Genomic DNA, 26,300 nt, shown 5'->3' with positions numbered 1-26,300 from the left:
GTATGGGAGGAGTGGCGGGGGAGCGCACAGAGGTGGGCGGCACGGTGGGGGAAACAAGCCGGTTGACTGACCGGTTTGTGCGCACGCCTACGCTTGTTTTCAGCCAACTTCTGCGCCACGCGCATCCCTTGGTCGAACGACCCCCCAACCCCCGTTCGACCTGCACTGAAAGGGCCACAGGGGGCGCGCGCACCCTACGTGGATTGGCCACTGCCACGAGGCGCACTTCCCTGCACGGCCCACGAGTGCAACGCTTCGTGATCGAATGCTTCACGCCAAGTTGCCATGTCGACATTCTGCCGAGTGGAGAACTGGTCACCTTGGCGCCACGGGACACAGTAGATTCGATCTTGTCTTACGGCGGGGGACTCGTGCAGGACCGAGGGGAAACGTGCAGGAGCGACACAACCGAGGAGCCGCGACCACCGAGGGGGGCTTAGCAGTATGAGCCACGACTCCACTGCCGCGCCGGAAGCCGCGGTCCGGAAACTTTCCGGGCGACGCCGCAAGGAGATCGTCGCGGTGCTGCTGTTCAGCGGCGGCCCCATCTTCGAGAGTTCCATACCGCTGTCGGTGTTCGGGATTGACCGCCAGGACGCCGGCGTGCCGCGCTATCGCCTGTTGGTGTGCGCCGGCGAGGAAGGCCCGCTGCGGACCACAGGGGGCCTGGAACTCACCGCACCACATGGCCTGGAAGCGATCTCCAGGGCGGGCACGGTGGTCGTGCCCGCCTGGCGGTCGATCACCTCGCCACCACCGGAGGAAGCGCTCGACGCACTGCGCCGAGCGCATGAGGAGGGCGCCCGCATAGTCGGGCTGTGCACCGGTGCCTTCGTCCTGGCCGCGGCCGGCCTGCTGGACGGCCGCCCGGCGACGACCCACTGGATGTACGCACCGACGCTGGCCAAGCGCTACCCGTCGGTGCACGTCGACCCGCGAGAACTCTTCGTGGACGACGGAGACGTCCTGACGTCGGCGGGCACGGCGGCCGGAATCGACCTCTGCCTTCACATCGTGCGGACGGATCACGGCAACGAGGCGGCCGGAGCACTGGCCCGCCGTCTTGTCGTGCCCCCGCGCCGCAGCGGCGGTCAGGAGCGCTATCTCGATCGATCTTTACCAGAGGAGATCGGCGCCGACCCCCTCGCGGAGGTCGTCGCCTGGGCGCTGGAGCACCTGCACGAGCAGTTCGACGTCGAGACGCTGGCGGCACGCGCGTACATGAGCCGCCGCACCTTCGACCGCCGTTTCCGCTCGCTCACCGGGAGCGCTCCGCTGCAGTGGCTGATCACTCAGCGGGTGCTCCAGGCGCAGCGCCTCCTGGAGACGTCCGACTACTCGGTCGACGAGGTCGCGGGCCGCTGCGGGTTCCGCTCGCCGGTGGCCCTGCGCGGGCACTTCCGGCGGCAGCTCGGCTCGTCGCCGGCCGCGTACCGGGCGGCCTACCGCGCCCGCAGGCCGCAGTCCGACCGCCCGTCGGACACGGACGGCTCGGCGCCTCCGGCCGGACCACCACCGGTCCTGAACCAGGAGAGCCCGGTCCCGATGCAGACCCGCCGCACCGCGGCGGCCGGCTCCCTGGGCCCGGCCGCGTCCCTCTCCACGGACGCGGGCAGGCCCACCCCCGAGCTGTACGCGGCGGGCCGCCCGAGCCTGCCGGGGCAACGGAGCGCGCCGTAGTACGGCACTAGGACGCCGTAGTACGAGGAGAAGGGGTCCGCGCCATGGGAGCGGGCCCCTTCTTCGGCGCAAGGGCCCTCGCGCGGGCGCACGGGCGGGTCCACCTGGCGGGAGCGGGCCGTAGGGTGAGACACATGAACGATCGCATGGTGTGGATCGACTGCGAGATGACCGGGCTCTCGCTGTCGGATGACGCGCTCATCGAGGTGGCCGCGCTGGTCACCGACTCGGAGCTGAACGTGCTCGGCGAAGGTGTGGACATCGTGGTCCGCCCGCCGGACGCGGCGCTGGAGACGATGCCGGACGTGGTGCGCCAGATGCACACGGCCTCCGGCCTCCTCGAGGAGCTGGCCGCGGGCACGACCCTGGCCGACGCCGAGGAGCAGGTCCTCTCCTATGTACGTGAGCACGTCAAGGAGCCCGGCAAGGCCCCGCTGTGCGGAAACTCGGTCGGCACCGACCGCGGCTTCCTCCTCCGCGACATGCCGACCCTTGAGGACTACCTCCACTACCGCATCGTGGACGTCTCCTCCATCAAGGAGCTGGCCCGCCGCTGGTACCCCCGGGCGTACTTCAACAGCCCGGAGAAGAACGGCAACCACCGCGCCCTGGCCGACATCCGCGAATCCATCGCCGAGCTCCGCTACTACCGCGAAGCGATCTTCGTCCCCCAGCCCGGCCCCGACTCGGACACCGCCCGCACCATCGCGGCGAAGCACGTCCTGCCCGTCGAATAGGCCCTCGCCGGGGCCCTGACGGGCCCCCGCAAAAGCCGTGCGCGAGCACCCCTCCAGACCCTGTACACTTTTTCTCGGCCGGTCAGGGAAACCAAGACCGGTCGTGGTGGGTGTAGCTCAGCTGGTAGAGCACCTGGTTGTGGTCCAGGATGTCGCGGGTTCAAGTCCCGTCACTCACCCTGATCAATCAGCCGGTGACCCGTTCGAACGGGTCACCGGCTGATTGCGTTCCAGCAGGCCGGAGCGCGCCGAGCCCGTACGCTTCCCAGGTGCGCTGTCCGATGAAGACCTTCGCCCCCGGGGCCCTGCGGCGGGGCCGGTCGATCGAGCAGATCCGGGGACCGGCCGGGCCGCCCGACCGGCCCGGAATCCCGTACATGCCCCAGGACGAGAACCGCGATTCCGTCCTGGCCGGCCGCCCCGCGACCGTCGCACCCGACGCACACCCCTGGCCCAGCCCGTGATGCCGGTCGACGCCTTCCGCACCGGCCGCCTCGACCTCCTCCCCCTCCGGGTGGCGGATGCCGAGGAGATGGCCGAGGTGCTGTCCGATCCGGGGCTGCACACGTTCATCGGCGGCGCTCCCGCCACTCCCGAGGCCCTGCGCGCCCGCTACGAGCGGCTCGTCGCCGGGTCCCCCGATCCCGCCGTCTCCTGGTGCAACTGGGTGCTCCGGCTGCGCGCGGAAGCATGCCTGGTGGGCACGGTGCAGGCGACCGTGGCCGGTGAACGGGCCGAGATCGCCTGGGTGTTGGGGACCCGATGGCAGGGGCGGGGGCTGGCCAAGGAGGCGGCCGAAGGGTTGGTCGCCTGGCTGGCGGCGCGATCCGTTCGTACCGTCTTCGCCCATGTCCACCCCGACCACCACGCCTCCGCGGCCGTCGCCGCGGCGGCCGGGCTGTCCCCCACGGACCAGCGCCAGGACAGCGAAGTCCGCTGGGAGATGTCCGTAGGGCCCTGATCTCACGCGGGCCCGGGCGGGCCGGCGGCGCGCCAGGCCCTCGCGAAGTCCTGGACGTTCTCGAAGCGGTCGGCGGGGTCGACACGGGTGGCGCGGACGATCACCGTCTGCTGGGCCGGGGTGCCGCGCCAGGCGCGTTCCTCGTCGCCGGCGTCCAGGAGGAGGCGGGCGGCGCGGCCCAGGGTGAAGACGGTCGTACGGACGTCGATGACCGCGCCGCGTACGAACTCCTCGGGGGCCATGAACCGCCGGGAGCCCGGCAGGCGTTCCTCGTCGAGGACGAACGGGCCCGGCCGGTACTCGTCGAGGTCGACCAGATGGGTCGCGTCGCGGGCGAAGTCGTACAGCACCGCGCCGTCGTAGAAGTCGACCGCCACATGTCCGGCCGCCTCCACCGCGAGGTGGGCGTCCAGGATCCGGTCGAAGGCGCGCAGGACATGGGCCATCGGCAGGGCGCGGAAGCGTGCCATCGGGCTGCCCGGGCTCGTACGGTCGCGCGGGCCGCTCCCCGTGGGGTGGTAGAGCACCTCGCCCTCCCGCCAGGGCATCACCACCGCCCAGCCGCCGCCGGGCACGGCGATCCGGTGGACCTGCGGGACGATCGCCGGATGCCGTACGGCCCGGTGGAACGCCCAGCCGCGCGCGAGCGATCGGCGCGCGCGATCCGTGACCGCCTCCTTGACGAACCAGCGCGCGCCGTCGAGCAGCCGCACCCCGTACGACGCGCACCCCGAGTCCTGCTCCCGGAACGCCCTGAACACCTCACCCACCCGGCCCAAATACGGCTCCACGGCGAGCACTTCGTCGACTCCCAGCAAGGGGTGCAGGACCATGTGGCCAGAGTGCCTCACCGGGGCGCTCCCGGGTGGCGAGACGCGACGGGAGCGGCCGGGGTCGACATCGAGTTCGGGGATCCCGTCGGGGCGGACGCGCCGGGCGATCCCGAGCGGCGACCGGGGTGTCGGCTGCCCGCGGAGTCGACCGGAACGCTCCGGGAGACCGCCGGCATCACGGGCCCGCGCGGGGTCGACGTCCTCCGGCCGCTGGAACACCTCGCCTCCCAGAGCCCCGGCGGTGGGCCGCGCGGGATCTGGGGGGTGTCTCGGACGGGCGCTCGCGGACGGTGGGGCCGACGGGAGCGACGGGGGCGACGGGGGCGACGGGGGCGACGGGGGCGACCGAAACAGCCGGGACGACCGCGATGACCGGTAGCCGCGTCACACCGGTAACCGACTCACACCGGTACCCGCGTCACAGCGGCACCCGCGCCACAGCGGCACCCGCGCCACACCGGGAACCGACTCACGACGACTCGCGTATCACCAGCTCCGCCGGCAGGACCAACTGCCGCTTCTCCAGGCCGCGGGAGGCCATCGGGCGCTGGTCCGCGATGTCGCCGAGCAGGAGGTCGGTCATCGCGCGGCCCATCTCCTCGATCGGCTGGCGGACGCTGGTCAGAGGTGGGTCCATGTGGCGGGCGATGGCGGAGTCGTCGTAGCCGACGAGGGCGACGTCGCCGGGGATGCGGCGGCCCTTCTCCCGCAGGACCTGGCGGGCACCGGCCGCCATGACGTCGGAGCCGGCGAAGACCGCGTCGAGGTCGGGGCAGCGTTCCAGGAGCGAGGTCATGGCCCGGCGGCCGCCCTCCTCCGTGAAGTCGCCGGGGACGATCAGCCGGTCGTCGACCTCGCGGCCCGCGTCGAGCAGCGCCTCGCGATAGCCGTCGACACGGCGCTGGGCGCCGAAGACGTCGAGCCGCCCGGCGAGGTGGACGATCCGCCGGTGACCCTGGGCGATCAGGTGCTCGACGGCCGCCCGGCCCCCGCCGTAGTTGTCGGAGTCGACGGAGGGCAGCGTCTCGTCGTCCGAGCGGCGGCCGCTGATCACGGCCGGGATCTCCAGTTGGGACAGGAGGTCGGGGAGCGGGTCGTTCGCGTGCACGGACACCAGCAGGACGCCGTCCACCCGGTGCGCCGCCAGGTACTGGGCGAGGCGCTGTCTCTCCCGGTCGCTGCCCGCGAAGATCAGCAGGAGCTGCATCTCGGTGTCGGAGAGCGCGGCGCCCACGCCCCGGAGCATGTCGGAGAAGTACGGCTCGGCGAAGAAGCGGGTCTCCGGTTCGGGGACGACCAGGGCGATCGCGTCCGTGCGGTTGGCGGCGAGGGCGCGGGCCGCCGTGTTGGGGACATAGCCGAGTTCCGCGACGGCCGCCTCGACGGCGGCGCGGGTCGCGTCGCTGACCCGCGGGGAACCGTTGATCACCCGGGACACCGTCCCGCGGCCCACTCCGGCCCGCGCGGCGACCTCTTCGAGGGTCGGCCGACCGCCACTCCGGCCCCGCGCTCGGTGGCCTGCCATTGGCTCCGCCCTTTCGCCGCCCTACGTTGGCCTGGAATCTAACAGTCCCGGCTGAGGGGGTGACCGTCCCCAGGGCTCCGCCCGCAGCCCCCGTCAGCACGCCGCCATCAGCGACTTCCCCGCCTCCAGCGCCGCCCCGTATCGCGCTTCGCGCTCGTCCTCAAACGCCGGACGGGCCGGACGACTTCACTCACCTAACGGCCCGATAACTGAACGCATCACTCCACGTCCCCACCCTTGACACCCCCGCCCGAACCGACGACTCTTCAACACATCACCTGTGGGAGCGCTCCCACAGTACCTGACACATACACATCCCGCACGTTCCCCGCCCGAGCCGCAGCGAGAACCAACGGGCCCAACAGAGCAGTTGGCCGGGGGGTCGGCACGTCAGGCAACAGGAGGACGCAATGCGCACGAGTACCCGCCGGTCCCGCAGGCTGGGGGCCCTCGCGGCCGTCGCCGCGCTGACCACAGGGCTGCTGGCCGGCTGCGCCAACGACTCGAACGACGGCTCGTCGAACTCGGGCGGCGGCGGTGGCGGTGGCGGCAAGGGCAAGACCACGCTGACCATCGGCACGTTCGGCGTCTTCGGCTACAAGCAGGCCGGCCTCTACGACGAGTACATGAAGCTGCACCCGGACATCTCCATCAAGGAGAACGTCACCACGCGTACCGACGTGTACTGGCCCAAGACCCTCACCCGCCTCCAGGCCGGTTCCGGCACCGACGACATCCAGGCGATCGAGGTCGGCAACATCACCGAGGCCGTGCAGACGCAGGCCGACAAGTTCGTCGACCTGGGCAAGGACGTCGACAAGTCCCAGTGGCTGGACTGGAAGACGGCCCAGGCCACCACCAAGGACGGCAAGACGATCGGGCTCGGCACCGACATCGGCCCGATGGCCATCTGCTACCGCAAGGACCTGTTCCAGAAGGCCGGCCTGGAGACGGACCGCACCAAGCTCGCGGCGCAGTGGAAGGGCGACTGGAAGAAGTACGTCGCCCTCGGCAAGGACTACATGAAGAAGGCGCCGAGCGGCACCAAGTACGTGGACTCCGCCTCCTCCGTCTACAACGCGGCCGTCGGCGGCGAGAGCGAGCGGTACTACGACAAGGACGGCAACGTCGTCTGGGACAAGTCCGCGGGTGTGAAGAAGTCCTGGGACACCGCCATGGACGTGGCCACCAGCAACATGTCGGCGAAGCTGAAGCAGTTCGACCCGACGTGGGACCAGGGCTTCGCCAAGGGCACCTTCGCGACGGTGGCCTGCCCGGCGTGGATGATCGGCTACATCGAGCAGAAGTCCGGTGCCTCCGGCAGCGGCAAGTGGGACGTGGCGGCGGCGCCGACCGCGGCCAACTGGGGCGGCTCCTTCATCGGCGTACCGACGGCGAGCAAGCACCAGAAGGAGGCCGTCGCGCTGGCGAAGTGGCTGACCGCGCCCGAGCAGCAGGCGAAGGTCTTCGCCAAGCAGGCGAGCTTCCCGTCGACCCCGTCGGCGTACGCGAGCCTGAAGCCGCAGGCCGACACCACGGCGTACTTCTCGAACGCGCCGATCACGCAGATCTTCTCCGACTCGGCGAAGACCATCCCGACGCAGCCCCTCGGCGCGAAGGACCAGCCGATCGGCACCGCTATCACCGACGTGGGCATCCTCCAGGTCGAGCAGAAGGGCAAGACTCCTGACCAGGGGTGGTCCGCGGCCTCCAAGGAGATCAAGGACGTGCTCGGCCAGTGACCCGCTCCAAGCAGGCTCTCGCGCACACCGCGCCGAGTGCCGACGCCGCGCCCGGCGACCAGCCGGGCGCGGCGCGGGGCGCTCACGGTCGCGGTACGCCGCCCCCGGGCACGAGTTCCTGGCGCAGCCGGCTGTACCGCTGGGACATGAAGGCCTCGCCGTACGCCTTCATCGCCCCCTTCTTCATCATCTTCGGGGCCTTCGGGCTGATCCCGCTCCTCTATACGGCCTGGTACTCGCTGCACAACGTGCAGCTGTCCGCACTGGACCACCAGACCTGGGTGGGCCTGGACAACTACCGGAACCTGTTCTCCTCGGACTTCTTCTGGAACGCCCTGAAGAACACCTTCACCATCGGTCTGATCTCGACGGTGCCGCAGCTGCTGGCGGCGATCGGGATCGCGCACCTGCTCAACTACCGGCTGCGCGGCTCGACCGTCTGGCGCGTCGTCATGCTCACCCCGTACGCCACCTCGGTGGCGGCCGCGACACTCGTCTTCACGCTGCTGTACTCGTGGGACGGCGGCATGATCAACTGGCTGCTCCATTTCATCGGGGTCGATCCGGTCAACTGGCGTGAGTCCGACTGGGGTTCGCAGTTCGCCGTCTCCTCGATCGTGATCTGGCGCTGGACCGGCTACAACGCGCTGATCTACCTCGCGGCGATGCAGGCGATCCCGGCCGACCTGTACGAGTCGGCGGCCCTCGACGGCGCCAACCGCTGGCAGCAGTTCCGGCACGTGACCATTCCGATGCTGCGTCCGACGATCCTGTTCACGGTGGTCATCTCCACCATCGGCGCGACCCAGCTCTTCGGTGAGCCGCTGCTGTTCGGCGGCGTCAGCGGCTCGAAGGGCGGCTCCGCGCACCAGTACCAGACGCTCGGCCTGTACATGTACGACCAGGGCTGGCTCATCGGCAACCTCGGCAAGGCGTCCGCGATCGCCTGGTCGATGTTCCTGATCCTGCTGATCGTCGCCGTGATCAATCTGCTGCTCACCCGACGTCTGAGGAAGTCCCAATGACCACAAGTGACCTGACGCTGCCTCAGCAGAAGGCGAAGGGCGAGCGCGAGGAAGCGGGCAAGGGGGAGCGCGGGCGCGGCTCCCTGCGCCCCCGGATGCTCGGCGCGGGCAAACAGCTGCACGCGGGCCCGGTCACCTACGTCGTGCTGACCCTCTGCGCGCTGATCTCGCTGGCGCCGCTGGTGTGGACGGCCATCGCGGCCTCACGCACGGACACCCGGCTGGCGCAGGCCCCGCCACCGCTGTGGTTCGGCGGGAACCTGTTCAAGAACCTCCAGGCCGCCTGGGACCAGGCCGGGCTCGGCACCGCGATGCTCAACAGCACGGTCGTGGCCGGCACCATCACGATCGGTACGGTGCTGTTCTCCACGCTCGCCGGATTCGCCTTCGCCAAGCTGCGGTTCAGGTTCTCCAGCACCCTGCTCCTGCTGACCATCGGGACGATGATGATCCCGCCGCAGCTGGCCGTCGTACCGCTGTACCTGTGGATGAGCGATCTGCACTGGTCGAACCATCTCCAGACGGTCATCCTGCCCACCCTGGTCACCGCCTTCGGCACGTTCTTCATGCGGCAGTACCTGGTGCAGGCGCTGCCCACCGAGCTGATCGAGGCGGCGCGTGTCGACGGCGCGAGCAGTCTGCGCGTGGTGTGGCACGTGGTGTTCCCGGCGGCACGGCCGGCCATGGCGGTGCTGGGGCTGCTGACCTTCGTCATGGCCTGGAACGACTTCCTGTGGCCGATCATCGCCCTCAACCAGCAGAACCCGACCGTCCAGGTCGCCCTCAACTCACTGGGCACCGGTTACGTACCGGACCAGGCGGTGATCATGGCGGGCGCGCTGCTCGGCACCCTGCCGCTGCTCATCGCCTTCCTGCTGTTCGGCAAGCAGATCGTGGGCGGGATCATGCAGGGCGCGATCAAGGGCTGACCTTCTTCTCCTTTTCCTTTTTCAGGGGGCCGGGTCACCGCCGCCCCGGCCCCCTTTTCTCCCCTTCCCCTCCCCTCCCCCCCTGCCCGTCCCTCTCCTCCGACTCGTCGGTCTTCACGACCTCCTATGGGAGCGCTTCCATGCCTGAGCTGACTGAGCTGCCCGAGCCTGCGACCTCCGCGACCCCCGTGCCCCCCGCGACCCCTGTGGCGTTTCCTCCCGCCTTCCTCTGGGGCGCGGCGACCTCCGCGTACCAGATCGAGGGGGCGGTGCGGGAGGACGGCCGTACGCCCTCGATCTGGGACACCTTCAGCCATACGCCCGGCAAGACGGCGGGCGGCGAGACCGGTGACGTGGCCGTCGACCACTACCACCGCTACCGCGACGACGTGGCGCTGATGGCGCGGCTGGGCCTGACGGCGTACCGCTTCTCGATCTCCTGGCCACGCGTGCAGCCGACCGGGCGAGGCCCCGCGGTCCAGCGCGGCCTGGACTTCTACCGCAGGCTCGTGGACGAGCTGCTCGCGCACGACATCAAGCCCGCGGTCACCCTCTACCACTGGGACCTCCCGCAGGAGCTGGAGGACGCGGGCGGCTGGCCCGAGCGCGACACGGCGCTGCGTTTCGCCGAGTACGCGCAGATCGTCGGGGACGCGCTGGGCGACCGCGTCGAGCAGTGGATCACTCTCAACGAGCCCTGGTGCAGCGCCTTTCTGGGGTACGGCTCCGGGGTCCACGCCCCGGGCCGTACGGACGCGGCGGCCTCGCTGCGGGCGGCACACCACCTGAACCTGGCGCATGGTCTGGGCACTTCGGCGCTACGTGCCGCGATGCCGACCCGCAACACGGTCGCGGTGAGCCTCAACTCGTCGGTGGTCAGGCCGCTTTCGCAGGACCCTGCCGACCTGGCGGCGGCCCGTCGCATCGACGACCTCGCCAACGGGGTCTTCCACGGCCCGATGCTGCGCGGCGCGTACCCGCGCACGCTGCTGTCGGCGACGTCTTCGGTCACGGACTGGTCTCACGTGCTGGACGGCGATCTGGCCCTGATCAAACAGCCGTTGGACGCGCTGGGGCTGAACTACTACACCCCGACGCTGGTTTCAGCGGCGGCGGCATCGGCGGACGGTCCGCGCGCGGACGGCCACGGCGCGAGCGCGTACTCCCCCTGGCCGGGCGCGGAGGACGTCGTCTTCCATCAAACCCCGGGCGAGCGTACGGAGATGGGCTGGACCATCGACCCGACGGGGCTGCACGACCTGATCATGCGGTACCACCAGGAGACGCGGGGCCTGCCGCTGTACGTGACGGAGAACGGCGCGGCGTACGACGACGAGCCGGACCCCGACGGCCGGGTCCACGACCCCGAGCGGATCGCGTATCTCCACGGTCACCTGTCGGCGGTACGGCGGGCGATCGCCGACGGCGCGGACGTGCGGGGCTACTACCTCTGGTCCCTGATGGACAACTTCGAGTGGGCGTATGGCTACGGCAAGCGCTTCGGCGCGGTGTACGTCGACTACGCGACGCAGACCCGTACGCCGAAGTCGAGCGCCCTCTGGTACCGGGACGCGGCCCGGACGGGCACGCTGCCGCCGGTGACGGCCGCCGAGTAGGCCACGCACAGACCATGTGACCGGGGAATGCGGGGGACGGGGCGCGGCACCTGAGGGGGGTGCCGCGCCCCGATTGTTCCCCGGCCTCTTGGACCTTGACCTTGTGTTCCTCGGCCTCATGGACCTTGGCCTTGTGTTCCTCGGCCTCATGGACCTTGGCCTTGTGTTCCACGGCCTCATGGACCTTGGCCTTGTGTTCCTCGGCCTCTTGGACCTCTCCGCGCAGGAAGTGGTGCCCGAACGCGCCCCGGCCGGGTGGGGGGCGATCCGGCCGGGGCGCGCTGTCCCCCGTATGAGAAGGCCTACTTGTAGGAGCCGACTGGTGAGGTCCTACTTGTAGGCACCGAAGGCCTTCGAGAAGGCGCCCGTGTCCTGGACGATGGAGCTGCACGTGGCGTCGGCGGAGTTCTTCGCGCCGCCCGCGCACTGCTTGTCGCGGGTGGCCGACCACATCGACAGCCAGCCGAGGCCCTTGGACTTGGCGAAGGTCACCAGCTGCGAGGCGTCGTCGACCTTGAAGATCTCCGACGAGACGTCATTGACACCGATCATCGGGGTGACGGCGACGGCCTTCCACGCCGCACTGTCCGACAGCCCGAGGACGCTCTTCACCTGCGCCTGCGTGGCCGTGGCGGCCTGCTCGGCGTAGGTGCCCATGTCACCGCTGTACGCGGGGCCGTAGTCCATCGCCATGATGTTCACGGTGTTGATCTTCACGCCGTTCGACTTGGCGTTGGACAGGAGGTTCACGCCGTCCTGGGTCAGGCCCTCCGGCATCACCGGGAGGGTGAAGGACACGTCCAGGTTCGGGTGCTGCTGCTGGAGCTTCGCGATGGCCTTCGCGCGGTTGGTGTTCGCGGTCGTGTTCGGCAGCGCGCCGCCCTCGACGTCGAAGTCGACCTTCGTGAGGTTGAACGCGTCCACGGCCTTCCCGTACGCCGTCGCCAGCGCGTCCGCCGAGGAGCAGGTCGTCGCCAGCTCCGACCCCGAGGCCCCGCCGAAGGAGACCCGGACGTCGCCGCCCTTGGCACGCAGCGCGCCGATCTGCGACGCCACGCCGTCACTGGCGAGGTCGGTCACGCCGCCCCACTTGGGTGTGCAGCCGCCGCCGTCCGTGATGAAGGCGAGGTTGTAGTCCTTCACGCCGGTGGCCGTGGCACTGCCGACCAGGTCGAAGGCCGGGTAGAGGGAGGTGTCGACGTAGGGCGCGAAGCCGGCGCTCGTCGTGCTGCCGCTGCCGGGGGTCCCCGAGGCGGAGGGCGTCGCGGTGGGGGTCGCGCTCTGCGTGGCGGTGGCGGTCGGGGTGGGCTTCGCGGTCGAGGTCGGCTTCGGGGTCGGGGTCGCCGACTCGGTGGGGCGGCCGCTGGGCTCGGGGGTCGCGCCGTCGTCCACCGAACACTTGGCACTGTCGATGAGACAGCCCTTCGGGTCCGCGGTGCCGCTCACCACGAAGCCGACGGTGACGGACTCGCCGGGCTTCAGGCCGTCCTTGTCCCAGGACGGCGGCTTCACGGTGACGTGCTGCCCGCTCACGCTCGACTCGCCGTTCCACAGCGAGCTGAGCTTGCTTCCGGACGGCAGGTCGAACTCCAGCGTCCAGTCCGCCTTGACCTGGCCGGTGTCGTTCGTGATGACGTACTGCGCGGTGTAACCGGTCGACCAGTCACTGGTCTTGGTGTACGCGGCGCCGACGTCGGCCGCCTGCGCGGTGCCGGTGAACAGGAAGGCGCCGCCGCCGACCACGGCCGCCGCGACGACGCCGCCTATCGCCTTGTTCCTGCCACTGACCTTGCTGCGCCGGTGCGTGCTGCTCATCGCGTGCCTGCCTTCGCGGTTTCACGGGGGTTCACAGGGGATTCCCGGGGGTGGGTGCTGCAGCACGCTAGCGATCCGGAATCGGGCAAACCGCTTCATCCGGACGGTGGTTGAGGATCTTAGGGTGCGCTTAAGGAAGGCATCGGGGCCGGTTAAAGGTCGAGACCAATTTGGGGCGCGGGGAGATCTCCGGACGTCGCCGCAGAGCGGCGAAGAAGAACGCCCGTGCAGCGGAAGCAGACGTAGACGTCGGCCAACCCGCGCGCAGCGGAAGGCAGACGCCGACCTCGACGTCGGCCAACCCGCGCGCAGCGAAAGGCAGACGCAGACCTCGGTCAGGCACGCGCAGTGGAAGGCGGGCGCCAGGACAAAGCCCGTGCAGCGGAGCTGCAGATACCGGCCGAGGCCCGTGCGGCGGACCGGTGAGGTCAGCGCACGGCCGCCCCGCGGCGACGGCGGCGTACGCTTCCCCGGTGCCCGCGCCGCAGCGGGGTCGCCCGCCCGTCCAGCTGGATCCAGATCCGCACCTCGGTGCCGCCCAGCACGGAGGAACCGATGCGCACATCCCCGCCCGTCGACTCCGCGAGCCGTCGCACGATGTCCAGGCCGAGCCCCGTCGACCCGTCACTCCCTGATCCACGGCCGCGCGCCATGGCCGCCTCGGGATCGACGATCCCCGGGCCCGCGTCCGACACCAGCACGATCACGGCGTCCTCGCCGTTGTGCACGTCGACCGCGAAGGCCGTGCCCTCCGGGGTGTGCCGGAAGACATTGCCGAGGAGCGCGTCGAGCGCGGCCACGAGGTCGGCACGGGCCACGGGTATCCGGACCGGCCGGTCGACCCCGGCCACCCGCACCTTGCGGCCCTCGTCCTCGGCGAGCGCAGACCAGAAGTCCATCCGCTCGCGCACGACTTCGGACGCGTCGCACCCGGCGCCGACGCCTATCGCCGCGGTCTGCGGCTTGGCATCGCGGGCCGTCCGGATGATCGTGTCGACCTCGCGCTCCAACTGCGCGACGGCGGCCCGCGTCTGCTCGGCGGCCGGCCCGTCGCCGAGCGAGGCCGTGTTGAGCCGCAGCACGGTCAGCGGCGTACGCAGGCGATGGGACAGATCCGCCGCCAACTCCCGCTCATTTGCCAGGAGTTGTACGACCTGATCGGCCATGGAGTTGAACGCGACCGCCGCCAGCCGAAGCTCGGTCGGCCCCTCCTCGGGCACCCGCGCGCCCAGCTTCCCCTCGCCCAACTCGTGCGCGCCCTCCACCAACCGCTGGGCGGGCTGCACCATCCGTACGCCCAGCCGGTCGGCGACCGCGACGGAGCCGATGATGAGCGCTACGCCGACCGCGGCGAGCACCGCCCAGGCCGTGCCGACGCCGTTGCTGACCTCGGACTCGGGGACGTACACCTCGACGACCGCGATCTCGCCCGAGCTCAGCGCGACGGGCTGGAGCAAGGTGGAGCCGCCGGAGACCTCCGTGGTGGAGGCCCGGCCCAGCTTCCGCGTGGTCGCGATGTCCTTCCCGAGGGCACGCTGCCGCCCGATGTCGGCCGCCTCGGCGCCGTCGCTCGCCGGTATGTGTACGGCCATCCCGGCGTCCGAGCCGGCGGAGGCGACGACCCGCTCCAACTGGTCCCGGTCGGTGGTGATGGAGAGCGCGGGCGCGACGGCGGCGGCCTCACGCTCGGCGTTCGAGAACGCCCGGTCGCGCGCCATCTCCTTGATCACCAGACCCAGCGGGACCGCGAAGGCCACCACGACCATCGTGGTCACGGCCACGCACACCTTGACCAGCGCCCACCTCATGAAGCCCACCTCATGACGCCCGTACCCCGACCGGCGCCCGCCTGGGGGGCCTCGACCGGCATCCCCCTCATAGCGGCGACTCCGCTCTCGGCGGCTCCAGCTTCACGCCGACACCCCGCAGGGTGTGCAGATAGCGCGGGCGAGCCGCCGTTTCGCCCAATTTCCGTCGCAGCCACGACAGATGGACATCGATGGTCTGATCGTCCCCGTATGCCTGCTGCCACACCTCGGCGAGCAGCTCCTTGCGCGGTACGACGACGCCGGGCCGTCCGGCCAGGAAGGCGAGCAGGTCGAACTCACGGCGGGTGAGATCCAGTCGTACCCCGTCCAGTTCGGCCTGGCGCCGCAGCGGGTCGATGGCGAGCCCGCCGACCCGGATGACCGTCGACGGAGGCGCCTCCCCCGCGCTCGTCCGCGAACGGCGCAGCACCGCCGCCATCCGCGCCGACAGGTGCTCGACCGAGAACGGCTTGGTCAGATAGTCGTCCGCCCCGTCGTTCAGCAGGCGGACGATCTCCGTCTCGTCGTCCCGAGCGGTGGCGATGATCACCGGGACGTCGGTGATTCCGCGCAGCATCTTCAGCGCCTCGGACCCGTCCAGATCGGGCAGACCGAGGTCCAGGATGACGACGTCGAAACGGAAATGGGCGACCTCGCGCAGCGCCTCCAGCGCGGTGCCGACACTGCGCACGGTGTGCGCGGCATCGGTCAGATGCCGGATGAGGGCTGAGCGTACGAACTGGTCGTCCTCGACCACGAGCACACTTGCCATGGGCGGCACCGTACGCCATCCGAGGAGGCCGCTCCCGGGCCTGTGGACAACTCCGCTCGCCCGGATGTGGACAACCCGGACTGTGACGCACCCGCGCGACACCCGTGGGGCTGGTGGTGCAATATGGCCCGCGATGCGCAGAGGACTCGTACACGTACTGGCTTGGTCGCTCGCCACAGGCGCGGCGGTCACGCTGTCGTGGTGGGGTGTCCACACGGTGATGGCGGGGACGGCGTACGACCCGCCGCGCGCCCTGCCCATCACGGCGGGCGACGCGACGACGCAGGACTCCAAGCCGCTCGCCTCCTCGACGCGGCGGGCCGAGCCCTCGAAGAGCGCGTCGAGCAAGCCGTCCGCGAGCCACACACCGAGCCCGACGACGCCGTCGCCTTCGAGGTCGGCGAGTGCCGGCCCCGGCCCGTCCTCCTCCGGCTCCGGTTCCGGGCAGATCAAGAGTTACGCCACCGACGGCGGCCGGGCGGTCTTCGACCTCGGCAGGACGTCAGCGACGCTGGTGTCCGCGACGCCGGGCGCCGGCTGGTCGATGCAGGTGTGGAAGACGGAGTCGTGGATCCGCGTGGAGTTCTCCTCGGGGGCCGACCGGGTGTCGGTGTTCTGCACCTGGCACGACGGACCGCCGCACGTGGAGATCGGGACGTACTGAACCGCCGGTAGTGAACTGCCGGTAGTGAACTGCCTTGCTGAACTGCCTTTCTGAACTGCGTTGGCTGAACCGGCGTACCGGCCTAGCGGAAGACCGACGGAGGCGGTGCCGGTGACGCCACCGCCGCCGCGTCGGTGACCGGGGCGGCGCCTCCCGTGAAGTCGGTGAGCTGCTTGCCGTGTTCGACGCGGCCGGGGTGCGGGTCGGATGCCGCGCGGCGGGTCAGCTCGGCGATCGGCAGGGGATGGTCGGATGCCACCAGGACCGCGTTGCCGAAGCGTTTGCCGCGCAGCACCGTCGGGTCGGCGACCAGGGCGAGTTCGGGGAAGGAGGCCGCCACGGTGGCGATCTGGCCGCGGAGGTGGGCGAGCGGGGGTCCGTCGGCGAGGTTCGCGGCGTAGACGCCACCGGCCTTCACCACCCTGCGTACCTCCGTGACGAACTCGACCGACGTCAGATGCGCCGGTGTGCGCGCACCGCTGAACACATCCGCGATCACCAGGTCCGCCCAGTCGTCGGGGACCTTGGCGAGCCCTTCGCGGGCGTCCACGGAACGCACCCGGATCCGGGCGTTCGGGTCCAACGGCAGCTCGCGGCGGACCAGTTGCACGAGGGCCGCGTCACGCTCGACGACCTGCTGGGTGGAGCGGGGGCGGGTCGCGGCGGTGTAGCGGGCGAGGGTGAGGGCGCCGCCGCCGAGGTGCACGGCGTGCACGGGCTTGCCGGGCGGGGCGACGAGGTCGATGACATGACCGAGGCGGCGCTGGTACTCGAAGCTCAGATACGCGGGGTCGTCGAGGTCGACGTGCGACTGCGGGGCGCCGTCGATCAGCAGGGTCCAGGCGCGCGCCCGGTCCCGGTCGGGAATCAGCTGGGCGAGCCCGCCGTCGACCGGCTCGACGACGGCATCGGCGGACGCCTGCCCGCGCCGCGCGCCACGCCCCGCCGCGCGCCCGTCGTCCGACCGCTTGTTCCTCGCCCTTGCCATCCCGCCATTATCGGGGCGTACGGGCGGGTCGGCTCAGCGGCGGTTTTCCCGTCCCCTCGGACCGCTCACCGGCGTCCCCTCGGGCAGCTCACCGGCGTCCCCTCGGACAGGTCACTCGTCCTCTCGGGCACGTCACTGACAGTTGTCCGCGGCCTCGATCAGCCGGGCCGCCTCCCCCAGCGCGGCGCGCAGGACGGCCGGGTCGGTCGCGAGATCCGCCTCGCCGGGCGGCAGCAGCCAGTCCGAGCCCTCGACCGGGGGTTCCGGGGCCAGGCTGAGGCCGCGGCCGTTGGTCTGCGTACAGGTGCTGCCGGGCACGTCCCAGGCGTCGGCGGTGCCGGGCGGCACCAGGAAGCCGAGGGTGTCGCAGCCGTCGTCGTGCAGCACGGGGCCGACGGCGTCGCAGGAACCGCGGCGCAGGATGTCGACCGCCTCCAGACCCTGCCGCGCGGGGACGGTCACCAGATCGCACTCGGCGACCGGCTCTGGTGCGGCGCTGCACTGCGCGGACGGCCTGTGCTGCGCGGTCGACAGCGACGTACGGATCTCGGTGCTCTGCCTGGTCTCCATCCCGGCCTCCAACGGAACCCCTCCTCATGACGAGTGGGTCGGGAGTTCGGGCGGCTCCCGGTCCACAGGGCTCAACGCGCCAGAACGTCAACGGCTACGGCGGAACACCGCCGCAAAGGATGGCAGTTCATGGCAGATCGTGGATGAGATATCCGGTTTGTAGCCAAACCCAGCGTGGTGGCATCGTCACAGCAGGTACGTTCTTGCTCCGCCGGAAGCAGGGCACCCACAGGGCACAACCCGGGCAACTCGCCTTGACTCCGGCAATGGTTCGACGGTTCGCAAGAGAGGGCCCGGCCATGGCGTCGTCAACGGTGACCTCGTCCCAGTTCCCCCCGCCACCGCGGCCGAACCTCGCCTTCCGGCGGTTGCGCGGACAGCGCTCGCCCGGCGAGTTCGCCGCGGCGGTGCGGCGAGCCGCGCGCGAGATCGGCGAGCGGGTCAGCTGCGACGCGCGCTACATCGGGCGCGTCGAGGCGGGCGAGATCCGCTGTCCCAACTACGCGTACGAGCGGGTGTTCCTGCACATGTTCCCCGGCCGCACGCTCACCGACCTGGGCTTCGCGCCCCGCTCATCGGTACGTGGGCGCGGGGCGCGCGGAACTGACGAGGCGCCCCCTCCGCACTCCACGAGCCTCTCGCACGCCTCCCATGAGACGGACGAGGCGCACGAGACGTATGAAACGCCGGACCCGCACCACATCCAGCTCCCGCACAACCCGCACGACCCGCACCACATCCAGATTCCGTACGACCCGCACCACATCCAGATCCCGTACGACGCACACCATCCGCATGACCCGTACGACCCGCATGACCCGCATGACCCGTACGACCCGTACGACCCGTACGAGGACCACGATCAGAACCACGAGGAGAGCGACGTGCAACGTCGCGCATTCATGACCGGAGGCACCGCCACCGTGGCGGCGGCCTCACTGGGGCCCTTCGCGGTCGCGTTCGGCTCCCCCGCCGCGGCCGCGAACCGGCGCGTCCACCGGGCGGGTACGTCCGAGGCCGGCGCCCTCGAAGAGGCCGTGCGCAAGATCCGGCTGCTCGACGACCGCCACGGGGCCGACGGCCTCTACCGGCGCGCGGCGGCACCGCTGCGGACGGCGTACGCGCTGCTCGACGCGGGCACCACCCGGCAGGCGACCGCCGACCGGCTGTACGCGGGCGCCGGCGAACTGGCCATCTCAGTGGGCTGGTTGGCGCACGACTCCGGGCGCTTCGACGACGCCCGCTCGCACTACGCGGAGGCGCTCGCCACCGCCCGGATGTCGGGCGACCCGGGCCTGGAGGCACACGCCTTCTGCAACACGGCGTTCCTCGCGCGTGACGCGGGGCGCCCGCGCGAGGCCGTGCGCGCGGCGCAGGCGGCGCAGCGCGCCGCGCGCCCCCTCGGCTCCCCGCGCCTGCTCTCCCTGCTCGCGCTGCGCGAGGCGGGCGGCTGGGCGGGGCTCGCCGACCGCGCGGGGTGCGAGCAGGCGCTGGCGCGCGCGCAGGCGCTCTACCAACGAGGGCCCTCGGAGACGGACCCCGAGTGGATGACCTTCTACGGAGAGGCCGAATTGGAGGGGCTCGAGGCGCAGTGCTGGTCGACGCTGGGCGACTGGCCGCGGGCGGCGCGCCACGCGCACCGCGCGGCCGAGCTCCAGGATCCGCACTTCACTCGCAACATCGCGCTGTACACCGCCGAACTCGCCGACGACCTCGCCCGGGGTGGACGTCCCGACGAGGCCGCGCTGGCCGGGCTGCGCGTGCTGGACCTTCTCGGTGAGGTCCAGTCCTCCCGGATCCAGACCATGTTGGCGGCGACGGCTCGCGTGCTGCTGCCGCACCGGCGGGCGTCGGGCGTGTCGACGTTCCTGGACCGCCACGCGAGCCTGCCGCGTACGGCGTGAGCACGGTAACCCCCGGGGCAGGACTCCGCTTTCGCCGTGTCCGGCGTGGGGGCCGAGGCCGGGTGGGCCGCGCGGCCCGGCGGCTACCGGGTGCCGCTCTCCTCGGGACGGGCGCCGCCCTGGCGGCGCGCCTGCCCACAGCCGCCCGCGACTGCCCAGGGCCTCACCCCGCCAGATGCCCGCAGTCGTTCCATGCCTCGATCGCGGGGTCTCCGTAGGCCCACCCGAGTACGGACAGTGAGGTCGGGTTGAGGCGGATGCGGGACGCGAAGTCGAGGGGGAGGCCGAGCCAGCGGGCGCCTATGGAGCGCAGGATGTGGCCGTGCGCGAAGACAAGCACGTCACGGTCGGCGGCACGCGCCCAGTCGACGACCTCGTCCGCGCGCGCGGAGACCTGCTCCAGCGTCTCGCCCGCGGGGACGCCGTCGCGCCAGATGAACCAGCCCGGACGGATCCCCTGGATCTCGGCCGGGGTCATCCCCTCGTACGCGCCGTAGTCCCACTCCATGAGCGCGTCCCAGGTGGTCGCGCGCTCCCCGAAGCCCGCGAGTTCGCACGTCTCACGCGCGCGTGCCAGCGGACTGGTGCGCACCTCGACCCCGGCGAGCCCGTCGAAGGGGGCCCGGTGCAGCCGTTCCCCCAGCAGCTTGGCGCCGCGCCGCCCCTCATCCAGGAGCGGGATGTCCGTCCTGCCGGTGTGCTTGCCGGACAGCGACCATTCCGTCTGTCCGTGCCGGGCCAGCAGGATGCGCGGTGCCATGAAGAGATGCCTTTCCGGAACGGGAGACGCGGCCGCAGGCGCGCGTGCGGAGTGCGTCACTCCATCATCGCGCACCGGCGCGAGGGGCAACCCGGTGGGCGATCTCTGCGTCTTTGACGACCGGGGGCGCCCCTTCAGGGCGTTCACATACACCGTAAAATCGGATGTGGCCACGGATCGTCGTCAGCAGACGGTACAGACTGTCGGGTCACCTCAAGCAGATGGGGGAGGACGATCGGATGCCGCAGACCGATACACCGCGCGCCGAGGCGGCACCACGCGCCCGGTTGCGCCGGTGGACCGACCTGCGCGCCTCCGCGGCCCCGCCCGCCCGGCTCCGCTGGTGGACCGAGCTGCCGCTGATCGTGCTGGTGTACGCGTCCTACTCGGCGGGCCGGCTGCTCGCCCGGGGCGACGCGTCCAGCGCCGTCGGCCACGGCCTGGCGATCCTGCGCGTCGAGAAGTTTTTCCACCTCAACGCCGAGCACCCGCTGAACCGGCTGTTCACCCGCGAGGCCTGGCTGGGCGTGCCCGCCGACTTCTGGTACGCGTCGCTGCACTACCTGGTGACGCCCGCCATCCTGATCTGGCTCTTCCGCTCCCGGACCGTGCGCTATCGCGCGGCCCGCACCTGGCTGATGACGTCCACGTTCATCGGCCTGATCGGCTTCTCGCTGATACCGACCTGCCCGCCCCGGCTGCTCTCCGCCGGCCACGGCTTCGTCGACACGATGGCCCAGTACAGCTCGTACGGCTGGTGGGGCGGCGAGGCGAGCGCGCCACGGGGACTCGGCGGCATGACGAACCAGTACGCGGCGATGCCGAGCCTGCACGTGGGCTGGTCGCTGTGGTGCGGAGTGATGCTGTGGCGGTACGGCCGCACGCCCGCCGCCAAGGTCGCGGGCGTCGCGTATCCGCTGCTCACCACGATCGTGGTGATGGGCACGGCGAACCACTACTTCCTCGACGCCGTCGCCGGTGCCGCGGTGATGGGCGTCGGACTGCTGCTGACCCCGTTCGTGATGCGGGTCGCGGGACGGTTGAGGAGCCTGCTGGGCGCCCGTGTCCCACGGTTCGCGAGTGCCTCGCGGGGCGCGGGTTCCTCCATTGTCAGTGCGGGGTGCCAGACTTCCCCGGGTGAGCGAATTCCCCGACAGCGCGAGTCCCGAACCGGGCCGGGAGCCGAACCGGGTGCCTCCCCCGCGGACGCGGGGGACGGCGCTCCGGCAGCGGCTCGCTGACCTGCGCGGTCCGGCTGTTCAGCCCAAGGCCCTCGATGCGCGCGCCCTCGCGGCGCTCGCCGCGAACCCCGGGTGCGACCGGCGTGCCCTCCTGGACGGCGCGGGGGTCGACAAGGCGAAGCTGGCCGACGCGCTCGGTTCGCCACCGGCCTTCGGGCAGTCGCAGTTCGCCTTCATGCGGGGCAACGCGTTCGAGGCGCGGGTCAAGGCCGACGGCGGCGCGGAGCTGCTGCGGCTCGTGCACGAGAAGCTGGACCCCGACGCCGAGCCGCCCATGTCCGGGGTCGTCCCCGACCTGAGCGCCGTCGGCCCCGAGGGGCGCGCGGCGCGTACGGCGCTCGCGCTGCGCGAGGCCACCGCGGCCGGCGTGTGGACGCTGCTCGACCACCCCATGCTCGCCCTCGACGTCGCGGGCTCCCCCGCCTTCCTGGAGCCGGACGCGGTGGTCGTGCACCCCGACGGCGGCTGGACGGTCGTCGAGATCAAGTCCTTCCCGATGCTGGACGGTTCGGCCGACCCGGCCAAGGTGGGCGCGGCAGCACGGCAGTCCGCGGTGTACGTGCTCGCCCTGGAGGAGGTCGCCGCGCACCTGGACCCCACCCCCGAGGTCCGCCACCGGGTCCTACTGGTCTGCCCCAAGGACTTCTCCAACCTCCCGACCGCTTCCGCCGTCGACATCCGCAAGCAGCGCGCGGTCACCCGCCGCCAGCTCGCCCGGCTCACCCGCGTCGAGGACATCGCCGCCACCCTCCCCGAGGGCACCTGCTTCTCCCCGGACCTGCCCGCCGACGACCTGACGACCGCCGTCGAAGCCGTCCCCGCGACCTACGCCCCCGAGTGCCTCTCCGCCTGCGAGCTGGCCTTCCACTGCCGCGACCGCTCCCGCGCCGAGGGCGCGGTGACGTCCTTGGGTCGCTCGCTGCGCGCGGAGTTGGGCGGCCTGACGACGGTGGGAGACGTACTGGCGGCGGCCCATGGGGAGACGGGGGATCCGGACGACCCGGCCGTCGCGGCGCTGCGGAGAGCGGCGACACTGCGGGCCGAGGCACTGAAGACCCGGGCACAGGCCCTGCGCGGCGGAGCGGGCGAAGCCCCGCGAGCCGAGTCTTCGGGTGCGCCGGCGTCCGGAGTTCAGGAGCGTGCCGCATGTCACTGATCGCCACCCTCGCCCGACTGGAAGCCGTCGAGAGCGGGCGGGCCGAGGCCGCCGCCACGGTGCGGCACCGGCATCTCACCGACCGGCCGCTGGTGTTCGTCCCGCTGACCACCGCCGGTGAGGCCGGCGCCCCGCTCGGGGCGCTCGTCGGGACCGAGCGTGACGCGCCCCGGCTGCTGGTCGTGCCACAGCCCCGCGACCGTGACCTGCGGTTCGCGTTCCTCGCCGAGCTGGCCGACGTCGTACTGCCGTACATCGACGCGTACGCGGACGTGGTCGAGGCGGCCGAACGCAGCGAGACCGATCCGGAGACCGGGAAGCGGATCAAGGTCGAGGTCGAACTGTGCGCGGACGCACCCCAGTTGATCGTTCCGAGCCGGGCGGCCATCGAGCTCGTACGGCTGCTCGGGCGCTCCATGCGCTTCCGCCGCACCGCCGAGCAGGACCCCGAGACACCCCATCCGGCGCCGCCCCGGGTGCCGTTGCTCGGGCGGTGGCTGACGCACTACGGGGAGCGGTCCCGGGTGCCGGGCTCCTCCCTCCTCCTCGCCCTCACCGACATACTGTCCCGGCACTGGGCCACCGGGCAGAGCAGCCTGGAGGACCAGCACCTCGGCGCGCTGCTCGCCTGGATCGACCCGCCGGACGGTGAGTCGGGAGCCGAGGCCGCGCTGCGCGCCGAGCTGCGGCGGGACTCCCGGGGCCAGCTGGTCTGCCCGCCCGCCGGACCCGCCACCGACCCCGCCTTCGACAACACACTGCTGGCCCCCGCCATCGAGCGCTACGACCGTGCGCGTACGGCGCTCGCCGCCGCCGAGGACGGCATCGAGGCGGACGACCGGCTCGGTGCGCTCACCGCCGCCGAGCGGGAGATCCGTGCCCTCGTCGAGAGCGTCACCCGGCCCACCTGGGACGCGGTGTGGCGCGGACTCGACCTGCTGCGCGCGCTCCCCGAGGGCGCGCACGCCGCCGACCGGTGGACCCGCGACCGCTGGTCGTTCACCGGCCACCGCGACCGGATCACCGCGGGCGAACCCCCGCAGCCGCGCCGCGACGACGCGGTCACCGCGGCGAACAAGCTCGCCACCCGCGAGCGCGAGCAGGCCCGCCTGGAAGCGCAGGAGGCCCTCGACGACCCGCTCGTGATGGCCGGTCGGCGGCTCGCGGGGGAGGCGTTCGCGGGCGAGGTCACAGATGTCGTGATGGCGTACAGCGAGGGCAAGCGGCCCAGCCCGCGCCCGCTGGTGACCGTCCGCACGGAGGACCGGCCGCACCTCGGGGAGCGCGCGAAGGTGTACCGGTCGTCCGGAGGCAAGCCGCAGGCGGCCGAGTTCGTCGGGTACGAGGAGTACGCCGAGGGGGGTGGCGCCGTCATCCTGCGGATCGTCGACAAGATGGGCCGCGGCAAGGAGCCCGAGCCCGGCTCCGTGCCGGCGAAGGGGGACCTCGTCTGCTTCACGCTCTTCGAGCACGAGCAGCGGGGCGGGGCGAAACTGCCCGACCCGGAGGAGACGCCGTGGACACACGGCGGACCGCCGGGCGAGCCCGACGCCGTACCCCTTCCGATCCCGGACCCGGTGACGGAGGAGGACATTCTGTGACCGCCGTCTTCGATCCGGGTGCCGCCGCGACCCGCGCCACCGACGCGATCCTGCGCGACACGCTGCACGGCACGCACCGCGGCGTCGTGGTCGACTCCCCGCCCGGCGCCGGGAAGTCCACGCTCGTCGTGCGCGCCGCGCTCGAACTGGCCGCCGCGGGGCGCCCGTTGATGGTCATCGCACAGACCAACGCCCAGGTCGACGACCTGGTGGTGCGGCTCGCCGAGAAGGAACCCGAGCTGCCCGTCGGGCGGTTGCACAGCAGCGACACCGACCCGTACGACAAGGCGCTGGACGGCCTGCCGAACGTACGGAAGTCCACCAAGGCCGGTGACCTGGCAGGGCTCGACGTCGTGATCTCGACTGCCGCCAAGTGGGCCCATGTCAAGGGCGTCGAGCCGTGGCGGCACGCGATCGTCGACGAGGCGTACCAGATGCGTTCGGACGCGCTGCTGGCCGTGGCGGGGCTCTTCGAGCGGGCGCTGTTCGTGGGCGACCCGGGCCAGTTGGACCCGTTCGCGATCGTCGGCTCCGAGCAGTGGGCGGGACTGTCGTACGACCCGTCCGCGTCGGCGGTGACGACGCTGCTCGCCCACAATCCCGAGCTGCCGCAGCACCGGCTGCCGGTGTCGTGGCGGCTGCCCGCGTCCGCGGCGCCGCTGGTCTCGGACGCCTTCTATCCGTATACGCCGTTCCGCAGCGGCACGGGGCACGGTGACCGGCGGCTCGGCTTCGCCGTCGCGTCGGACGGTTCGGGGACCGACCGGGTCATCGACGAGGCTGCGGAGGCCGGTTGGGGGCTCCTGGAGCTGCCGGCCCGGCACACTCCGCGTACGGACCCCGAGGCGGTACGGGCCGTCGCCCAGGTCGTACGCCGGCTGCTGGACCGGGGCGGCGCGGCCACCTCGGAGCGGGCGGACGAACCGGTGCCGCTGACGGCCGACCGGATCGCCGTCGGCACGGCGCACCGGGACCAGGCCGCGGCGGTCCGGGCCGCGCTGGCGGAGTCGGGCGTCGTCGACGTCACCGTCGACACGGCGAACCGGCTTCAGGGGCGGGAGTTCGATGTGACGGTGGTGCTGCATCCGCTGTCCGGGCGGCCGGACGCGACCGCGTTCCACCTGGAGACCGGGCGGCTGTGCGTGCTCGCCTCCCGGCATCGGCACGCGTGCATCGTGGTGTGCCGGGCGGGGGTCGCGGAGCTACTGGACGATCATCCGTCGACGGAGCCGGTGCAGCTGGGGGTCACGGTGAAGTTCCCCGACGGCTGGGAGGCCAATCACGCGGTGTTGTCGCACTTGGGGGAGCATCGGGTGGCTTGGCGACCGTAGATCTTGGGGAGCCCTTATGCGGGGGCTAGGGGATCTCGGGTGGGTGCCGGGGGTCCCTGCCGGTGCGTCCCGGCTGCCGGTGCTGCGGGGCCGGCCGGGGTCCGTCACCGGGCCCACTTGCGTGGGCGGGGGACAATGGACGGTGGCCCTCTTACGAGGCGGGCCCCTGAACCGTACGAGGAGGAGAAGACATGGCGGAGCCCACGCCGCGTCGGAACGAACCGCGGCTACGCCCCGCGCCCCTGCTCTTCGAGCCCGCGGAGGCCGCCGGGGATCCTGAGCACTTCTTCGACCTGGAGTCGATCGACGATCCGCGGGCGTTGCTGGACCGGGCGACCGAACTGACGCAGGCGTTTCGGGCCGCGGCGGACCGGGCGGTCGAGTTCCAGGCGATCGCGGCGGCACAGTTGGCCGATCCGCGGCGGTTCGATCGGCTGACGCCGGCTGCCATCGGGGAGCGGGCCGAGTGGACCGAGGACTACGCGAAGAAGATGATCGAGTTCGGGCGGGACCTGCTGCGGGGGGTGGAGGGGAACGGGCATGGGCATGGGGTGAGTGATCATGCCTGAGGCCTGTGCGTCGTGGGGGTGCGCGTAGGGGTTCTTCGCCCCCTCCGCCGCTGCCCGCCCGTATCTGGGGGCT

At 71.7% G+C, this 26,300-nt stretch carries 23 protein-coding genes and 1 tRNA gene; 16 read left to right on the top strand and 8 right to left on the bottom strand.

All coding sequences use genetic code 11. The features are described 5' to 3' along the window. Nucleotides 1-444 precede the first annotated feature (444 nt). From ACFVXA_RS11790 to ACFVXA_RS11770, 5 genes are all read left to right on the top strand, one after another. Nucleotides 445-1,680 (top strand): helix-turn-helix domain-containing protein, encoded by a 1,236-nt coding sequence (locus tag ACFVXA_RS11790; RefSeq protein ID WP_362017840.1) that lies wholly within the window; start codon nucleotides 445-447, stop codon nucleotides 1,678-1,680. A 134-nt stretch (nucleotides 1,681-1,814) separates the two neighbouring features. After that, complete coding sequence (orn, locus tag ACFVXA_RS11785) at nucleotides 1,815-2,417, top strand: oligoribonuclease (RefSeq protein ID WP_362017839.1); 603 nt, start codon at nucleotides 1,815-1,817, stop codon at nucleotides 2,415-2,417. Nucleotides 2,418-2,523: 106 nt separating this feature from the next. Further along, nucleotides 2,524-2,596, top strand: a tRNA-His gene (locus ACFVXA_RS11780). A gap of 102 nt (nucleotides 2,597-2,698) precedes the next feature. Next, the gene (locus tag ACFVXA_RS11775) at nucleotides 2,699-2,881 is read left to right on the top strand and encodes a hypothetical protein (RefSeq protein ID WP_390024780.1); all 183 of its coding nucleotides are present in this window, start codon (nucleotides 2,699-2,701) and stop codon (nucleotides 2,879-2,881) included. Next, nucleotides 2,881-3,378, top strand: coding sequence for a GNAT family N-acetyltransferase (locus ACFVXA_RS11770; RefSeq protein WP_390024778.1), 498 nt, complete (start codon nucleotides 2,881-2,883; stop codon nucleotides 3,376-3,378). Before ACFVXA_RS11775 ends, ACFVXA_RS11770 begins: the two co-directional genes overlap by 1 nt. Before the next feature lie 2 nt (nucleotides 3,379-3,380). Here the strand turns inward: ACFVXA_RS11770 and ACFVXA_RS11765 are convergent, their stop codons facing one another. Both ACFVXA_RS11765 and ACFVXA_RS11760 read right to left on the bottom strand, forming a co-directional pair. Continuing rightward, a complete protein-coding gene (locus tag ACFVXA_RS11765; protein WP_390024776.1) occupies nucleotides 3,381-4,211 on the bottom strand; it encodes a serine/threonine protein kinase in 831 nt (276 codons plus the stop codon). Nucleotides 4,212-4,680: 469 nt separating this feature from the next. Beyond that, complete coding sequence (locus tag ACFVXA_RS11760) at nucleotides 4,681-5,736, bottom strand: LacI family DNA-binding transcriptional regulator (protein ID WP_384396179.1); 1,056 nt, start codon at nucleotides 5,734-5,736, stop codon at nucleotides 4,681-4,683. Between the two features lie 410 nt (nucleotides 5,737-6,146). On the opposite strand from ACFVXA_RS11760, the gene ACFVXA_RS11755 reads away from it, so the two are divergent. The 4 genes from ACFVXA_RS11755 (at nucleotide 6,147) to ACFVXA_RS11740 (ending at nucleotide 11,048) form a co-directional block, all read left to right on the top strand. Further along, complete coding sequence (locus ACFVXA_RS11755) at nucleotides 6,147-7,478, top strand: ABC transporter substrate-binding protein (RefSeq protein ID WP_362017834.1); 1,332 nt, start codon at nucleotides 6,147-6,149, stop codon at nucleotides 7,476-7,478. Beyond that, entirely contained in the window at nucleotides 7,475-8,503 is a 1,029-nt protein-coding gene (locus ACFVXA_RS11750) for a sugar ABC transporter permease (RefSeq protein WP_362017833.1), read from the top strand. Before ACFVXA_RS11755 ends, ACFVXA_RS11750 begins: the two co-directional genes overlap by 4 nt. Continuing rightward, a complete protein-coding gene (locus ACFVXA_RS11745; protein WP_390024774.1) occupies nucleotides 8,500-9,432 on the top strand; it encodes a carbohydrate ABC transporter permease in 933 nt (310 codons plus the stop codon). Before ACFVXA_RS11750 ends, ACFVXA_RS11745 begins: the two co-directional genes overlap by 4 nt. A gap of 140 nt (nucleotides 9,433-9,572) precedes the next feature. Further along, on the top strand, nucleotides 9,573-11,048 hold the full coding sequence (locus tag ACFVXA_RS11740) for a GH1 family beta-glucosidase (RefSeq protein ID WP_383735011.1): 1,476 nt from the start codon (nucleotides 9,573-9,575) through the stop codon (nucleotides 11,046-11,048). Nucleotides 11,049-11,378: 330 nt separating this feature from the next. Here the strand turns inward: ACFVXA_RS11740 and ACFVXA_RS11735 are convergent, their stop codons facing one another. The 3 genes from ACFVXA_RS11735 to ACFVXA_RS11725 all read right to left on the bottom strand — a co-directional run bounded on the left by ACFVXA_RS11735 (nucleotide 11,379) and on the right by ACFVXA_RS11725 (nucleotide 15,443). Continuing rightward, the gene (locus tag ACFVXA_RS11735) at nucleotides 11,379-12,863 is read right to left on the bottom strand and encodes a cellulose binding domain-containing protein (RefSeq protein WP_389464580.1); all 1,485 of its coding nucleotides are present in this window, start codon (nucleotides 12,861-12,863) and stop codon (nucleotides 11,379-11,381) included. A 428-nt stretch (nucleotides 12,864-13,291) separates the two neighbouring features. Then, nucleotides 13,292-14,671, bottom strand: a complete 1,380-nt coding sequence (locus tag ACFVXA_RS11730; RefSeq protein ID WP_390024771.1) for a sensor histidine kinase — start codon at nucleotides 14,669-14,671, stop codon at nucleotides 13,292-13,294. 67 nt (nucleotides 14,672-14,738) lie between these two features. Beyond that, nucleotides 14,739-15,443 carry a response regulator transcription factor gene (locus tag ACFVXA_RS11725; RefSeq protein WP_362017828.1) on the bottom strand — a complete coding sequence of 235 codons (705 nt, stop codon included), beginning with the start codon at nucleotides 15,441-15,443 and terminating at the stop codon, nucleotides 14,739-14,741. Between the two features lie 133 nt (nucleotides 15,444-15,576). Here ACFVXA_RS11725 and ACFVXA_RS11720 point away from each other — a divergent pair, with 133 nt between their 5' ends. Beyond that, nucleotides 15,577-16,107 (top strand): hypothetical protein, encoded by a 531-nt coding sequence (locus ACFVXA_RS11720; protein WP_362017827.1) that lies wholly within the window; start codon nucleotides 15,577-15,579, stop codon nucleotides 16,105-16,107. An 82-nt stretch (nucleotides 16,108-16,189) separates the two neighbouring features. Here the strand turns inward: ACFVXA_RS11720 and ACFVXA_RS11715 are convergent, their stop codons facing one another. Both ACFVXA_RS11715 and ACFVXA_RS11710 read right to left on the bottom strand, forming a co-directional pair. Continuing rightward, nucleotides 16,190-17,095, bottom strand: a complete 906-nt coding sequence (locus ACFVXA_RS11715) for a fused MFS/spermidine synthase (RefSeq protein ID WP_362017826.1) — start codon at nucleotides 17,093-17,095, stop codon at nucleotides 16,190-16,192. Between the two features lie 132 nt (nucleotides 17,096-17,227). After that, on the bottom strand, nucleotides 17,228-17,665 hold the full coding sequence (locus ACFVXA_RS11710) for a hypothetical protein (RefSeq protein ID WP_384396166.1): 438 nt from the start codon (nucleotides 17,663-17,665) through the stop codon (nucleotides 17,228-17,230). A gap of 299 nt (nucleotides 17,666-17,964) precedes the next feature. On the opposite strand from ACFVXA_RS11710, the gene ACFVXA_RS11705 reads away from it, so the two are divergent. Beyond that, entirely contained in the window at nucleotides 17,965-19,569 is a 1,605-nt protein-coding gene (locus ACFVXA_RS11705) for a hypothetical protein (protein WP_390024769.1), read from the top strand. Nucleotides 19,570-19,732: 163 nt separating this feature from the next. Here ACFVXA_RS11705 and ACFVXA_RS11700 read toward each other — a convergent pair whose 3' ends face one another. Beyond that, complete coding sequence (locus tag ACFVXA_RS11700; RefSeq protein ID WP_389512066.1) at nucleotides 19,733-20,329, bottom strand: histidine phosphatase family protein; 597 nt, start codon at nucleotides 20,327-20,329, stop codon at nucleotides 19,733-19,735. A 239-nt stretch (nucleotides 20,330-20,568) separates the two neighbouring features. Here ACFVXA_RS11700 and ACFVXA_RS11695 point away from each other — a divergent pair, with 239 nt between their 5' ends. The 5 genes from ACFVXA_RS11695 (at nucleotide 20,569) to ACFVXA_RS11675 (ending at nucleotide 26,227) form a co-directional block, all read left to right on the top strand. Further along, entirely contained in the window at nucleotides 20,569-21,570 is a 1,002-nt protein-coding gene (locus ACFVXA_RS11695) for a phosphatase PAP2 family protein (RefSeq protein ID WP_383902461.1), read from the top strand. Further along, complete coding sequence (locus tag ACFVXA_RS11690) at nucleotides 21,521-22,726, top strand: hypothetical protein (protein WP_362017919.1); 1,206 nt, start codon at nucleotides 21,521-21,523, stop codon at nucleotides 22,724-22,726. The genes ACFVXA_RS11695 and ACFVXA_RS11690 overlap by 50 nt, the downstream gene beginning before the upstream one ends. Continuing rightward, entirely contained in the window at nucleotides 22,717-24,327 is a 1,611-nt protein-coding gene (locus tag ACFVXA_RS11685; RefSeq protein ID WP_390024767.1) for a hypothetical protein, read from the top strand. Before ACFVXA_RS11690 ends, ACFVXA_RS11685 begins: the two co-directional genes overlap by 10 nt. Beyond that, entirely contained in the window at nucleotides 24,324-25,658 is a 1,335-nt protein-coding gene (locus tag ACFVXA_RS11680; RefSeq protein WP_389512070.1) for an AAA domain-containing protein, read from the top strand. Before ACFVXA_RS11685 ends, ACFVXA_RS11680 begins: the two co-directional genes overlap by 4 nt. Nucleotides 25,659-25,849: 191 nt before the next feature. Next, on the top strand, nucleotides 25,850-26,227 hold the full coding sequence (locus tag ACFVXA_RS11675) for a hypothetical protein (protein ID WP_362017819.1): 378 nt from the start codon (nucleotides 25,850-25,852) through the stop codon (nucleotides 26,225-26,227). Nucleotides 26,228-26,300 lie beyond the last annotated feature (73 nt).

The organism is Streptomyces sp. NPDC058246 (genome assembly GCF_042881985.1).
GTDB lineage: Bacteria > Actinomycetota > Actinomycetes > Streptomycetales > Streptomycetaceae > Streptomyces.
This window is presented reverse-complemented; position numbering and strand designations above follow the sequence as displayed.

Excerpts from the sequence above, each read along its gene's own strand:
- ACFVXA_RS11770 (WP_390024778.1), top strand. The coding sequence starts at position 2,881 with ATGCCGGTCGACGCCTTCCGCACCGGCCGCCTCGACCTCCTCCCCCTC.
- ACFVXA_RS11775 (WP_390024780.1), top strand. The coding sequence starts at position 2,699 with ATGAAGACCTTCGCCCCCGGGGCCCTGCGGCGGGGCCGGTCGATCGAG.
- ACFVXA_RS11730 (WP_390024771.1), bottom strand. The coding sequence starts at position 14,671 with ATGAGGTGGGCGCTGGTCAAGGTGTGCGTGGCCGTGACCACGATGGTC.
- ACFVXA_RS11695 (WP_383902461.1), top strand. The coding sequence starts at position 20,569 with ATGCCGCAGACCGATACACCGCGCGCCGAGGCGGCACCACGCGCCCGG.
- orn (WP_362017839.1), top strand. The coding sequence starts at position 1,815 with ATGAACGATCGCATGGTGTGGATCGACTGCGAGATGACCGGGCTCTCG.
- ACFVXA_RS11765 (WP_390024776.1), bottom strand. The coding sequence starts at position 4,211 with ATGGTCCTGCACCCCTTGCTGGGAGTCGACGAAGTGCTCGCCGTGGAG.
- ACFVXA_RS11760 (WP_384396179.1), bottom strand. The coding sequence starts at position 5,736 with ATGGCAGGCCACCGAGCGCGGGGCCGGAGTGGCGGTCGGCCGACCCTC.
- ACFVXA_RS11715 (WP_362017826.1), bottom strand. The coding sequence starts at position 17,095 with ATGGCAAGGGCGAGGAACAAGCGGTCGGACGACGGGCGCGCGGCGGGG.
- ACFVXA_RS11685 (WP_390024767.1), top strand. The coding sequence starts at position 22,717 with ATGTCACTGATCGCCACCCTCGCCCGACTGGAAGCCGTCGAGAGCGGG.
- ACFVXA_RS11745 (WP_390024774.1), top strand. The coding sequence starts at position 8,500 with ATGACCACAAGTGACCTGACGCTGCCTCAGCAGAAGGCGAAGGGCGAG.
- ACFVXA_RS11705 (WP_390024769.1), top strand. The coding sequence starts at position 17,965 with ATGGCGTCGTCAACGGTGACCTCGTCCCAGTTCCCCCCGCCACCGCGG.
- ACFVXA_RS11710 (WP_384396166.1), bottom strand. The coding sequence starts at position 17,665 with ATGGAGACCAGGCAGAGCACCGAGATCCGTACGTCGCTGTCGACCGCG.
- ACFVXA_RS11740 (WP_383735011.1), top strand. The coding sequence starts at position 9,573 with ATGCCTGAGCTGACTGAGCTGCCCGAGCCTGCGACCTCCGCGACCCCC.
- ACFVXA_RS11725 (WP_362017828.1), bottom strand. The coding sequence starts at position 15,443 with ATGGCAAGTGTGCTCGTGGTCGAGGACGACCAGTTCGTACGCTCAGCC.
- ACFVXA_RS11790 (WP_362017840.1), top strand. The coding sequence starts at position 445 with ATGAGCCACGACTCCACTGCCGCGCCGGAAGCCGCGGTCCGGAAACTT.
- ACFVXA_RS11700 (WP_389512066.1), bottom strand. The coding sequence starts at position 20,329 with ATGGCACCGCGCATCCTGCTGGCCCGGCACGGACAGACGGAATGGTCG.
- ACFVXA_RS11675 (WP_362017819.1), top strand. The coding sequence starts at position 25,850 with ATGGCGGAGCCCACGCCGCGTCGGAACGAACCGCGGCTACGCCCCGCG.
- ACFVXA_RS11720 (WP_362017827.1), top strand. The coding sequence starts at position 15,577 with ATGCGCAGAGGACTCGTACACGTACTGGCTTGGTCGCTCGCCACAGGC.
- ACFVXA_RS11755 (WP_362017834.1), top strand. The coding sequence starts at position 6,147 with ATGCGCACGAGTACCCGCCGGTCCCGCAGGCTGGGGGCCCTCGCGGCC.
- ACFVXA_RS11735 (WP_389464580.1), bottom strand. The coding sequence starts at position 12,863 with ATGAGCAGCACGCACCGGCGCAGCAAGGTCAGTGGCAGGAACAAGGCG.